Source organism: Paenibacillus tabacirhizosphaerae (assembly GCF_040812395.1).
Classification (GTDB): domain Bacteria; phylum Bacillota; class Bacilli; order Paenibacillales; family NBRC-103111; genus Paenibacillus_E.
Map to the genome: position 1 here is coordinate 169,064 of NZ_JBFNXH010000001.1, position 13,500 is coordinate 182,563.

Sequence of the window (13,500 nt, forward strand, 5' to 3'; positions counted from 1 at the left end):
ATGAACATTCCGTTTCATGTATCCCGAAAAGTCCTATATCAAAATGTAAAGAGTGGGTTTCCCCACTCTTTAATCACAAGATGATATCCTCATTATTGCCAAGAAAAATTATACCATAACCATTCTAGCCTTTACAATAGCAAACTTGTTAATCAATTTTACTTGACAGCCTAAAGTTTTCCGAAGGAAAACTGGCTTCGTAAGCACTCACATTAGAGCATTCAGTGTGAATCTGCTTCGGAAGCTTAAAATAATGACAATTGATTCGATTCCGGCATTCCGCGGAAGCAGCCCATGGAAGCTAGAAGTTCTATGATCGTTTTCGACGCTTTCGAGCGATTCTGGAAATCTTCGACAGACAAGAAGTCACCTTCTTCTTTAGCAGCGGCAATGTTTTTTGCTGCATTTTCCCCGATCCCTTGAAGCGCGGCAAATGGCGGGATCAATGAGGTGCCGTCGATAATAAATCGACTCGCATCCGATCTATATATATCAATCGGCTTGAAGCTGAAGCCGCGCGACGTCATTTCCAGCGACATTTCTAGAATGGATACCATCGCCTTTTCCTTTGGCAGCGCTTGGAAGCCCTTCTCTTCAATCTCGATCAATCGTTTCAAAATCGCGTCATACCCTTGGCAGAGGAGCTCTAGATCAAAATCAGCCGCACGAACGCTGAAATACGTAGCGTAATAGGCAATAGGATGATACACCTTGAAATAGGCTGTGCGGACAGCTGAGATTACATAAGCCGCGGCATGCGCTTTAGGGAACATATACTCGATTCGTTCACACGATTCGATGTACCACGCCGGCACGTTGCAGCGCTTCATTTCCTCTTTCCACTCATCGGTCAATCCCTTGCCTTTACGCACGCTTTCTGTAATTTTAAAGGCCAGACCGGCATCCATTCCCGCTTTGTAGATCAAATAAAGCATAATGTCATCCCGACAACCGATAACTGTCTTAATGTTGCAGATGCCTTTCTTAATCAGCTCCTGCGCATTGCCAAGCCAGACGCCTGTTCCGTGAGAGAGACCCGAAATTTGCAGCAAATCGGCAAATGAGCTGGGCTGCGTCTCCTGCAGCATTTGTCGAACGAACTTGGTCCCCATCTCGGGGACGCCATACGTTGCTACTGAAGAACGAATCTGCTCCGGGCTCACCCCAAGTGCATTCGTCGAGCTGAAAATACTCATCGCCTTTGCATCGTTCATCGGGATTGTTGTCGGATCGATTCCCGTCAAATCTTGCAGCATCCGCATCATGGTCGGATCGTCGTGCCCCAGAATATCGAGCTTGAGTAAGTTCGCGTCAAAGGCGTGATAATCGAAATGCGTGGTCTTCCACTCTGAATTTTTGTCGTCAGCCGGATATTGCACAGGCGTAATGTCATCCACTTCAATATAATCAGGTACGACTACGATACCGCCTGGATGCTGCCCCGTGCTCCGCTTCACGCCTGTACAGCCAGAGGCCAGACGACTCAGCTCGGCGCCACGCCATTTCTGACCCTGTTCTTCCTCATACTTTTTAACAAAACCGAAGGCAGTTTTCTCAGCTACTGTTCCGATCGTACCTGCTCGAAACACGTTTTTCTCACCGAAGATGGTTTTGGTGTAGTTATGGGCAACAGGTTGATAAACACCTGAGAAGTTCAAGTCAATGTCGGGAACCTTGTCCCCCTTGAAGCCTAGAAACGTTTCGAAGGGGATGTCGTGGCCATCCCCTTTTAAATTTTCTCCGCAGCTCGGGCAAATTTTATTGGGAAGATCGAATCCGCTCGGCACGCTTCCGTCAAGAAACCATTCACTATGACGGCAGGAGTTGCAAATATAATGAGGGGGCAGCGGATTAACCTCGGATATTCCTAACATCATGGCTACGACAGAAGATCCTACAGATCCCCGGGAACCAACCAGATAACCATCCTCGTTTGACTTTTTCACAAGCCGTTCCGAAATCAAATAGTTTGCAGAGAAACCGTATTTAATAATCGGCACAAGCTCTTTCTCCAGACGAGCCGTGATGACTTCCGGCAGCTCCTCTCCATAAATCCTTTTGGCCGTATCATAACAAGTGTTCCGAATTTCTTCGTCAGCACCTTCAATGATAGGAGTGAACAGCTTATCAGGGAAAAGTTCTAAGGACTCAAAACGATCGGCAAGATCATTCGTGCTGCGAATCACAACCTCGTATGCCTTCTCTTCGCCTAAAAACTTGAACTCTTCGAGCATTTCCTTCGTTGTGCGGAAGTGAGCATCCGGTTTCTTCATGCCTTTGAGCGGACTAAAGCCCGTTATGCCATTAATGGTTATATCTCGGCATACCTTCTCTCTGGGATGGAGATAATGTACATTACCTGTTGCAATGACTGGTTTGCCGGACTTATATCCGATTTCGCAAACTCGACGAACCGCATTCTCTAAATCTTCTACGCTGCCAACGAGACCTTTGTCAACCAAATGCATATTATAGCTGACAGGTTGAATTTCGAGAATATCGTAGAACTCAGCCACTTGCTCGGCTTCCTCAGCGGACTTATTAAGAACCGCTTCAAAAAACTCGCCTTTTTCGCAGCCTGATGTGATGAGAAGTCCATCTCTCAGTTCGACTAATACGCTCTTTGGAATACTAGCTGTACGCTGCAAATATTCTGTATGTGATAAGGAAATGAGCCTGAATAAATTTTTCTTCCCTACGGCGTTCAAAGCATAAATACAGCAATGAAACGGACGTTGGTTAGACAAATCTGTGCCTACATAGTCGTTCAGCTTATTCAGATTTGTAATTTGCCGATCGCATGCCTCATTTATTAAATGGTAGAGCACGAATCCAAGTGCAATGGAATCATCAATTGCCCGGTGATGGTTATCTAGACTTACTTTGAATTTATCAGACAATGTATTCAAACGATGATTTTTCATCGAAGGGAACAAGAAACGCGCCAATTCCAAAGTATCGAGCGCAGAATTCGTAACCTCGGGCAAACCCATCCGTTTTAAATTCGTTTGCAGAAACCCCATATCAAAGCGAGCGTTGTGCGCTACTAATACCGCATCCCCCACAAATTCCACAAACTTGGGAAGCTCCTCTTCAATATCCGGCGCATCCTTGACCATATCATCATTGATATTCGTCAATTGTTGAATGTTATAAGGAATCTTCTCATGCGGGTTAATGAAAGTAGCGAATCGGTCAATTTCTTTACCGTCTTGCATCTTAACGCCTGCAAGCTCGATAATCCGGTTTTTGGTAACAGACAAGCCCGTCGTCTCGACGTCGAAAATGACATATGTGCCCTGTTTCAAGTCCACATCAGTAGGGTTTATAACAATGGGAACCGAATCGTTTACAACATTTGCTTCCAAGCCATAAATAACTTTGATCCCATGCTTTTTCGCAGCTTTTCCTGCATCAGGATAACATTGAATATTACTGTGGTCCGTAATGGCTATCGCTTTATGTCCCCATTTAGCTGCCATTTTTACATATTGATCGACAGGCGTAAGTGCATCCATCGTACTCATGGATGTGTGCAAATGAAACTCTACCCGCTTCTCCTCAGCATCGTCCATGCGATCTCTAGGAGCCATCACTTCATTGAGATCATTAGGAATCATAACGAGTTCTGGAATTGGCATAAAGCGGTCATACTCGACCTTACCCCGAGCTTTAATCCATGTGCCGTTAGCGAGCAGGCTCAGAATTTTCACATCGTCTTTGGTCTTAGCAAATACTTTCATCGCCATAGAGTCGGAGAAATCTGTTAAGTTGAATGTAAACAACGTACTGCCGTTTCTCAATTCTTTGACATCCAGTCCAAACACAGTTCCCTGTACGGTTACTTTCTTTTCTTCTTCTTGAATGTCTTTAAGTGGAGTTGGTATTTCTTTGATGTCATAGCCAATAACTAGTTTAAGATCGGTATCCGGAAGTTCAGATGCTTCTTCTTCCTGTTCGATTGACATCATGATCTCTTGTGTGACGCTTCTTTCAGCTTGTGTTCTTTGTTGTGCGAATTTTTCATACTCGGCTTCAATCTCACTCGTATCGCTAATTGCATATTTAACCGTAAGCTCTGTTTGAAAAAAATTATGAAAAAAATTGCGAATGAACATATCAATATTCTTTTTCTTCGCAAGCTCAAGCCCAATTTGATCGAGCATGATAAGCGTTAGCGAATTGCCTTCTATCTCAAATTTCGCTTTACTCATCCAACCATTGATCGACACCACTTCACGTTGCAGCCAATCTATAAAAAGGCTCCAGTATTCATGTACAAGAGCCGACGTCTCCGCTTCCTCGAATCGCCAAATAAAGCGAATTTTTGCAATTTGAGCAAATTTTTCTTGAATCATTTTACAAAAAGAACGGTATATGTTCTGAGGCACCAATTCATTTTTCACTAAATAAAAGGTCCAGTCGCGATTTTTACGGCTAATTTCTACTTGATCGATGTACCCTTCCGCAAAAAATGACCGCACAACATCGGCCGGAATCTCGGCTTGCTGCATCAAAAGCTCAAAGCGATTCCGTTTGTCAGCCAAATTACTCATGAACGTCCTCCCCGTAAAAATACGAAGGGCAAAGGAGATGGTGCATTCCGTTTGCCCTTTGTTTATAATTAATAGCTTCTGCCAAATAATACCGTATGCTTCGAAGTTTCGCCGCATACAAGGCAAGTCGGCTTCGTTTCTGATGGATTGAACGGAATGTTCCGACTAGTTGCGCCTGTCTCTTCCTTCACTTGTGCTTCGCATGCATCGGAACCGCACCAGCCTGCCAAAGCAAAACCACGTTTGCTTTCCAGGAATGTTTTAAACTCATCGATCGTATCGACAGTTATATAATGCTCGTCACGGAACTGCTTCGCTTTATCATACATCTGCTGATGAATCTCAGCAAGCAAATTTTCAATTTCCTCAACGAAATTCGCCTGCGCAACAATTTTCTTCTCGCCCGTTACGCGGGACACTAGAACGACTTGTCCATTCTCCATATCACGCGGCCCTAGTTCGACGCGAATCGGTACGCCGCGCATTTCGTATTCATTAAATTTCCAGCCTGGGCTTTGATCTGCGCGATCGTCGACCTTCACGCGAACACCGGCTTTCTTCAGCTGCGCATACAGCTCATCGACCCGACCAATGACTTGCTCTCTTGTTTTAGGTGGTCCAATTGGAATCATGACGACTTGTGTTGGCGCCACTTTAGGCGGAAGCGCGAGTCCACGATCATCACCATGCACCATAATCAGCGCACCGATCAGGCGCGTACTCACTCCCCAGGAGGTCGTGTGTGCGAATTGATGCTGATTCTCACGGTCTAAAAACTTAATATCAAAAGCGACGGCGAAGTTCGTACCCAAGTAGTGGGATGTTCCCGCTTGAACCGCTTTTCCATCCTTCATCATGGCTTCAATCGAGAACGTATCCAAAGCGCCGGCAAATTTCTCTGATGGAGTTTTCTGCCCGATAATAACAGGAATCGCTAAGAAATTTTCAGCAAAATCACGGTACACTTCGAGCATTTGCATGGTTTCACGGCGTGCATCTTGCTCGTCTTCATGTGCGGTATGGCCTTCTTGCCACAGAAACTCCGTTGTGCGAAGAAACGGCAATGTGCGCTTCTCCCAACGTACAACATTGGCCCACTGATTGATGAGTAGTGGAAGATCTCGATAAGAGTTAATCCATTCCGCATACATATGACCTATCATCGTCTCCGATGTCGGACGAATAGCTAAGCGCTCCTCCAGCTTTTCACCGCCTGCTTCTGTTACCCAAGGCAACTCAGGGTTGAAGCCTTCTACGTGCTCTTTTTCCTTTTGGAAAAAGCTCTCAGGAATAAACAAAGGGAAATATGCGTTGCGATGGCCTGTTTCCTTGAAACGGCTGTCAAGCTCTCGCTGAATGTTCTCCCAAATTTCGTAACCATCGGGCTTGAAAACAATACAGCCGCGAACAGGCGAATAGCTCATCAAGTCCGCTTTCTTAATAACATCTATGTACCAACGGGAGAAATCCTCTCCCTGAGGTGTAATTTCTTTGACAAATTGCTTCTCGTTTGACATAAATTCCTCCTAAGAGTTTTGCTGGAGCAAAACTTGCATCGTAAACATCTAACCTTTTATTAATCTTAAAATATCATTATACGTTACCGCAACCATAAGCAGCATGAGCAAAGCGAAGCCGATAAAATGCACCATACTCTCTCGATTCGGGTCAATCGGCTTACCGCGCAGCGCTTCTAACCCCATAAATAATAAGCGGCTGCCATCCAAAGCAGGTATAGGCAATAGATTGAAAATTCCCAAGTACAAACTAAGCGTAGCTGCCCATGAGATCAGATAAGTCATACCAAGCTTCGCGAACTCGGCCGACACTTGAGCAGTGCGTACAGGGCCTCCCAGATCATCCAGCTTAAACTGAAGCATAACGAGTTTTTGCAAGCCAGTAACGATACCAATGGTCGTTCCCACTACTTGCTCATACGTCCCTTTCATGACTTCACTGAAGGTAGCGCTTCTGCGGTCCCCAGAAATAACAACGCCAAGTTTTCCTGTACCAGCTTCCAATTCAGGTGTTACTTGTATGGTAATTGGGTTACCCGCTCGATCCACTATCCACGTCATTTGTTTGCCCGCCGATTGTTGAATAGCTGTAACTAACTTCTCGCGGTCATCGCCAATTGGCTGGTTATCAATAGACATAATAATATCGCCTTTATGCAGTCCGGCTTTCTCCCCGGCCTTGCCAGCAATCACAGAATCCAATTTCACATTCGTAAACACGCCTGACATAATAACTACAATAAGAAACAAAACAATCGCAAGCAAGAAATTCATAACAGGCCCCATCACGATGGCAAGCGCCCTTTGCCCTACTGTCTTGCTCCCAAACTGGCGGTCATAAGGTGCAATTTGCGTTTCTGTTCCTTTCGCTACCATCATGGCTTGCGGTTCAACAGGATAAGTTACACGTTCTCCATCAACATCAATCTTCACTTGCAGGCTTCTTTCCAAATCAATCTGCTCAACTGTGCCTATGATGACATTAGATCGCCGGTCCAGTTGATCTAAGTAAAGAGCTGTCACTTGATTGGATTTGTTGAGTTGAAGGGCAATGGTCTGACCGGGGTTAACTTGCACAATTTCCGGATCTTCACCAGCCATCCGCACGAACCCGCCGATCGGCAGTATGCGCAGCGTGTACCGGGTCTCGCCTTTCTTATATGAAAAAATCTTGGGTCCAAAACCGATCGCGAACTCCCTCACGAGAATGCCTGCTCGCTTGGCAAAGTAAAAGTGACCCCATTCATGAATCGTGACTAGAACAAAAAACAGCAATATCACTTTCAATCCAACTTCTATGGCTGACAAGTCGTATTTCCTCCTTAAAGTTTCACTTAGAAAACTTATATCGTAAGAGCAGCTGAGTTATCTTAAGATCGACCCAGTGCTTTCCGTCTATCATGGACAGCATGTTCTTAGATTACCATTATTGATCAAGTGAATACAAGCTATCCCCTATTAGCTCAATATACGATAAAGGAGTTTTATTTAGACTCTGTTTCCAGTCACCCAGACATTTGATTGATTGAAAAAAGAGCTGAGCCATCCATGCTGACTTGAGCTCTCTTTCATTCGTAAGAAAACTACTCACGAACCTTATTCCGCTTACTTAATTGGTAGAGGGTTAGAATTGAAGGGATGCTGCATAAGCTCTCGCCCATTCATCTTGTTCCTGAATACGTTCAAGCGACGGCTGTGCATAGGATTCATGCTGTTGCAGCACACTTTCTATCACTTGTTCGATCTGCAGAAATGTAATTTCACGATTCAAGAAGCGCGCCACAGCCACTTCGTTTGCAGCATTGAATACAGTTGGCGAAGTGCCGCTCTGCCTGCCACATTCAAAAGCCATTCGCAAACAAGGATACCGTTCATAGTCCATCTCACGGAAATGCAGTTTACCAAACTCAGCCAAATTCAGACGCTTTGTCGGCGTTTCATATCGCTGAGGATAGGTTAAAGCATATTGAATCGGAACTCGCATATCCGGATTTCCTAGCTGAGCAATCACGCTGTTATCGACGAATTCCACGTAGGAATGAATAACGCTTTCAGGATGAATCAGCACATCAATTTGATCATAGGTGAGATCGAACAGCCAACGAGCTTCAATGACCTCTAACCCTTTGTTAACCATGGTCGCAGAGTCAATGGTAATCTTAGCGCCCATCGACCAGTTGGGATGCTGCAAGGCTTGCTCGACTGTCACGCCTTCCAATTCATTCCGTGTCCGATCACGAAAAGAGCCGCCTGAAGCTGTAATTGTTATCTTGGCTACCCCTGCGCGCTGTTCACCGTTCAAACATTGAAAAATAGCTGAGTGTTCACTGTCAATAGGCAGCATTGCAACACCCTTACGTTTCACAGCTTCAGTCACGATATGCCCCGCACTGACCAAAGTTTCTTTATTCGCTAGTCCAATGTGTTTACCGGCTTCAATCGCCGCCAGTGTCGGTTTCAATCCTTGACTGCCAACAAGTGCAGTTACCAAAACTTCTGCATCCGTTGAGGCAGCAACTTCCATCAAGCCCTCTTCACCGAATAAAACTCTTGTTTCAGATGGGACGTGTAGCGCCACTTCCTCGGCTAACGCCCGCGTCGCCACCGAGACTAGTTTCGGACGAAACTTTTTCGCTTGTTCAATAACCAGCTTGCTATTAAACCCGCCGGATATTGCTTCAACTTGAAAACGTTCAGGAGCATGCGCAACAATATCCAATGTTTGCGTACCTATTGAGCCTGTAGAACCCAAGATCGCTATACGTTTTGCCATAAGCCACCTCTACATCTGCGATTAATGGGGAATAATGCCCAGCCAAAAAATAAATGGGAATACAATTAACCAACTATCCATCCGATCCAGCACGCCACCATGACCAGGAAGTAAATTCCCTGTATCTTTAATTCCTTTTACCCGTTTATAAGCAGATTGAATCAGATCCCCGATTTGACCGACAATCGCTATCACAAAGCCTAGCAGCAGAGCTTTACCTACAGATAGCAGATCAGGCGCATACCAAGCAAATCCTAGTGCAACCAGCATAGAAATTACAATGCCGCCAACGGCCCCTTCAATCGATTTCTTTGGACTGATTTGCGGCCATAACGGATGCTTGCCGATCTTTGAACCGACAAAATATGCACCTGAATCTGTCGCCCAAATACAAACAAATACGACGATTGACCAAAACAATCCATGATCCGCCAAACGCGCAGTGATCATATAATTAAATCCGAGCCCGATATAAATAGCGCCAAGTAAAATAATTGAAACCTGATCTATGGTAATCTTATTTTTGGAAGCTACGGTGATAAAAAGGAGAACGAACATCGCAAGCCATATCACGGCCGTGGAATTAACAGGAAGAGTCAGGCCCACCATCTCCCACGGAATAACAAGGAGCAGAAGTGCAACTAGACCCGTAATTGAGGATAATTTTAAGGGTGTAAACCCATTCATTTGAATATATTCCCGATAACCAATAATCGAGACAAGTACAATCAACCCTGCGTACCAATAACTGCCCAATACAAGCAACGTAATAAAAACAATGCCTGCTATAATCCCTGTGACGATCCTCTGCTTCAAGTTAGACTCCCCCTAGATGAAAAACCGGCATATCGGCGCCCTTTGATAAATATACAAACTTAAAGAAGAGTACGTAGCAGTTAATCTAAATACCACCGTATCTTCTCGCACGCCGCTGATATTCGGCAATGGCTTGCATGAACAATGCCTCTGTAAATTCAGGCCAGTAGGCCTCTGTGAACCAGAGCTCGGAATAAGCCAACTGCCATAAAAGGAAATTACTTAAGCGCAGCTCGCCGCTCGTTCGAATTAACAAATCCGGGTCTGGCAAGTCGGACGTCAACATATAAGATGAGAAACAAGCCTCATCAACGTCATCGATTTGAAGTTTCCCCTTCTGGACGTCACGAATCATATCGTGTATACCAGCGATCATCTCTTTACGACCACCATAATTTAAAGCAAAATTCAATATAAGTCCCGTGTTATCTTTCGTACGTTCAATAGCACCTTCTATCGCTTTCAACGTATAGTCAGGCAAACCGTCTTTCCAGCCGGTCATACGAATACGGATATTATTTTGAATAAGCTCTTCGATCTCCAAAGGAAAAAACTCCTGAGGAAGCTTCATTAAGAATTCCACTTCTTCTTTGGGTCTCTTCCAATTCTCAGTAGAAAAAGCATACATCGTTAATACTTTGACACCGATATCATTTGCTGCCATTGTAATCTTCTTAACATTTTTCATTCCGGAATGATGCCCAGCAACTCGGGGCAAACCACGTTGTTTTGCCCATCGACCATTGCCATCCATTATGATTGCTACATGTTCAGGCACATTGTCCAAGTCAATGTCAAGATGATCGGTTTCCTTTGCAGTATTCCCCAGCCATTTTTTTAACGGTTTAAGCATTCTTGTTCCTCCCATCTAGGGAAAGATGAAAAACCCCCAGTAAATACCCGGGGGGCATATCTATCTTATACTTCCATAATTTCTTTTTCTTTTGCAGCTAGCACTTTCTCAACTTCCGCTACGAATTTATCCGTAAATTTCTGAATATCTTCCTGATGCTTACGGGATTCATCTTCGGAAATACCTGCTTTTTCAAGCTTTTTAATGTCATCGTTAGCGTCACGACGAATGTTACGAATAGCAATTTTCGCTTCTTCACCGAATTTTTTGGTCATCTTCACAAGATCCGCACGGCGTTCTTCGGTTAAAGCCGGAATAACAATTCGAATGACAGTACCATCGTTAGAAGGGGTTAATCCCAAATCGGATTTCATGATCGCCTTCTCGATTGAAGTCATCGAACTTTTGTCCCAAGGTTGAATCAATAATGTTCGTGAATCCGGTGTAGTCAGATTTGCAAGTTGATTAACCGGCGTCATCGCTCCGTAGTACTCGACTTGAATCCGATCTAAAAGTGAAGGCGTAGCTCGACCGGCACGCAGTGAAGTCAAGTCTCTTTTCAAAGCGCCTATCGCTTTATCCATACGGTCTTCGGCATTTTTTTTAATGGCTTGCGGCATGGTTAGACACTCCCTTTAACTGTAGTCCCAATTTTCTCGCCAAGGACAACGCGTTTGATATTCCCTTTCTCGGTAATGGAGAACACCACTAATGGGATGTTATTGTCCATACACAGGGAAGAAGCGGTGGAGTCCATGACACCGAGATTGTTGCTAATTACTTCCATATACGTCAAAGTATCATATTTCTTCGCTGACGGATCTTTAAAAGGGTCGGCAGAGTACACGCCATCCACTTTATTTTTAGCCATCAGAATAACTTCCGCTTCAATTTCAGCCGCTCTTAAAGCCGCTGTCGTGTCTGTCGAGAAGTACGGATTTCCGGTTCCAGCCGCGAAAATAACGACTCTTCCCTTCTCCAAATGACGAATTGCTTTTCTACGAATGTACGGCTCTGCAACCTGCTGCATGGTGATTGAAGATTGAACCCTTGTCGGTACTTCAATCGTTTCGAGTGCGTCCTGCAGCGCCAGGGAGTTCATCACTGTAGCCAACATGCCCATATAGTCCGCTGTTGCTCGGTCCATACCTTTCTCGCTTCCAGCAATCCCTCTCCAGATGTTGCCTCCGCCTACGACGATGGCTACTTCCACATTTAATTGCACAACTTCTTTCACTTGTTGTGCGATTGAGGTAATGACTTCAGAATCGATGCCGTAGCCCTGCTGTCCAGCCAAAGCTTCTCCACTTAGCTTGAGTATCACTCTTTTATAAAAAGGTTGCTCCAACTCGTATACCCTCCGTTTCAATAGGTGAACAGGTGTTGCTCAGTAGCTAAAAAAGAAGGAACACCAAGTGTTCCATCTTTACCGTAGCTATTATAGTTTAACTTGGGACATAACTTCTTCCGCAAAGTTTTCTTGTTTTTTCTCAAGCCCTTCACCAAGCGCGAAACGCACGAAGCGACGGATGGAGATATTCTCACCGATTGTTGCAATCTTCTCATTCAACAATTGTTCGATTGTTTTGTCTGGATCTTTAACGAATGACTGCTCCATCAAGCAGAACTCTTCGTAGTATTTACCGATACGGCCTTCAACCATTTTATCAACGATTTTCTCAGGCTTACCTTCGTTCAAAGCTTGGTTACGAAGAATCTCTTTTTCTTTATCCAAAGCTTCTGTAGGCACTTCTTCACGACGCACATAAGTTGGGCTTGCAGCCGCGATGTGCATGGCGATGTCTCGGCAGAATGCTTTGAATTGATCTGTTTTACCAACAAAGTCAGTTTCACAGTTGATTTCTACTAGAACGCCTACTTTACCGCCAGCGTGAATGTAGGACTCTACTGCTCCTTCTGTCGCGATGCGTCCAGCTTTGTTCGCTGCAGCGGAAAGACCTTTTTCGCGAAGAAGCTCAGCTGCTTTCGTCAAATCGCCGTTTGCTTCTTCAAGCGCTTTTTTACAATCCAACATCCCTGCGCCTGTTTTCTCACGTAATTCTTTTACTTGTGCTGCTGTAACTGCCATTGAAAAGAACCTCCCGATTGTTATATGTAGTGAACTCCACTCTTTAAAAAAAGGGTGGTGACAGGCTGTTACACCTTCCAACCACCCTTCTTCTCATGCCTATAGATTAAGCTGTTGTTTGTTCGCCTTGGTGAGCTTCGATAACCGCATCAGCAATTTTGGCAGTCAACAATTTCACTGCACGAATCGCATCATCGTTACCTGGAATCACGTAGTCGATTTCGTCCGGATCACAGTTAGTATCTACGATACCAACGATTGGGATACCCAATTTGCGTGCTTCCGCAACAGCAATACGCTCTTTACGAGGGTCGATTACGAACAAAGCACTAGGCAGGCCTTTCATGTTTTTGATTCCGCCTAGGAACTTCTCAAGACGATCTTTCTCTTTACGGAGAATGATAACTTCTTTTTTAGGAAGAACTTCGAATGTACCGTCTTCTTCCCATCTTTCCAACGTTTTCAAACGATCGATACGTTTTTGAATCGTTTGGAAGTTAGTCAATGTACCACCCAACCAACGTTGGTTGATGTAATACATGCCACAACGTTCAGCTTCTTCAGCTACTGAATCTTGCGCTTGTTTTTTAGTACCAACGAAAAGAATTGTTCCATTCTCTTCGGATACGGATTTAACAAAGTTGTAAGCTTCTTCAACTTTTTTAACCGTTTTTTGCAAATCAATGATGTAAATACCATTTCTTTCAGTAAAAATGTACTTGTCCATTTTCGGGTTCCAACGACGAGTTTGGTGACCGAAATGTACGCCAGCTTCTAAAAGCTGTTTCATGGAGATAACTGCCATCTCCAATCCCTCCCTTAACATGGTTTATTTGGTATCCGCCGCCTATCGCATCTTTGCATAAAACTTACCAAAGTAAGCACCATTATGCAAA

10 protein-coding genes are annotated in these 13,500 nt (G+C 44.5%); all 10 read right to left on the reverse strand.

Translation table 11 applies throughout. The features are described from left to right. Positions 1-245: 245 nt before the first annotated feature. The 10 genes from ABRS97_RS00700 to rpsB all read right to left on the reverse strand — a co-directional run bounded on the left by ABRS97_RS00700 (position 246) and on the right by rpsB (position 13,409). Complete coding sequence (locus ABRS97_RS00700) at positions 246-4,556, reverse strand: PolC-type DNA polymerase III (RefSeq protein ID WP_367810978.1); 4,311 nt, start codon at positions 4,554-4,556, stop codon at positions 246-248. A 68-nt stretch (positions 4,557-4,624) separates the two neighbouring features. Next, a complete protein-coding gene (gene proS / locus ABRS97_RS00705; protein ID WP_367810979.1) occupies positions 4,625-6,073 on the reverse strand; it encodes a proline--tRNA ligase in 1,449 nt (482 codons plus the stop codon). A gap of 48 nt (positions 6,074-6,121) precedes the next feature. Then, the gene (gene rseP / locus ABRS97_RS00710) at positions 6,122-7,381 is read right to left on the reverse strand and encodes an RIP metalloprotease RseP (protein WP_367810980.1); all 1,260 of its coding nucleotides are present in this window, start codon (positions 7,379-7,381) and stop codon (positions 6,122-6,124) included. Positions 7,382-7,697: 316 nt separating this feature from the next. Continuing rightward, positions 7,698-8,846, reverse strand: a complete 1,149-nt coding sequence (locus ABRS97_RS00715) for a 1-deoxy-D-xylulose-5-phosphate reductoisomerase (protein WP_367810981.1) — start codon at positions 8,844-8,846, stop codon at positions 7,698-7,700. 21 nt (positions 8,847-8,867) lie between these two features. Then, positions 8,868-9,662, reverse strand: a complete 795-nt coding sequence (locus ABRS97_RS00720; RefSeq protein ID WP_367810982.1) for a phosphatidate cytidylyltransferase — start codon at positions 9,660-9,662, stop codon at positions 8,868-8,870. 85 nt (positions 9,663-9,747) lie between these two features. Next, positions 9,748-10,515: an undecaprenyl pyrophosphate synthase gene (locus tag ABRS97_RS00725; RefSeq protein ID WP_367810983.1), complete on the reverse strand. Its 768-nt coding sequence runs from the start codon at positions 10,513-10,515 to the stop codon at positions 9,748-9,750. Between the two features lie 65 nt (positions 10,516-10,580). Continuing rightward, the gene (gene frr, locus ABRS97_RS00730; protein ID WP_367810984.1) at positions 10,581-11,135 is read right to left on the reverse strand and encodes a ribosome recycling factor; all 555 of its coding nucleotides are present in this window, start codon (positions 11,133-11,135) and stop codon (positions 10,581-10,583) included. Between the two features lie 2 nt (positions 11,136-11,137). Further along, positions 11,138-11,863 (reverse strand): UMP kinase, encoded by a 726-nt coding sequence (gene pyrH / locus ABRS97_RS00735; protein ID WP_367810985.1) that lies wholly within the window; start codon positions 11,861-11,863, stop codon positions 11,138-11,140. A 90-nt stretch (positions 11,864-11,953) separates the two neighbouring features. Next, positions 11,954-12,604 (reverse strand): translation elongation factor Ts, encoded by a 651-nt coding sequence (gene tsf, locus ABRS97_RS00740; RefSeq protein WP_367810986.1) that lies wholly within the window; start codon positions 12,602-12,604, stop codon positions 11,954-11,956. Positions 12,605-12,710: 106 nt separating this feature from the next. Continuing rightward, positions 12,711-13,409 carry a 30S ribosomal protein S2 gene (gene rpsB / locus ABRS97_RS00745; protein WP_367810987.1) on the reverse strand — a complete coding sequence of 233 codons (699 nt, stop codon included), beginning with the start codon at positions 13,407-13,409 and terminating at the stop codon, positions 12,711-12,713. Positions 13,410-13,500: the final 91 nt, after the last annotated feature.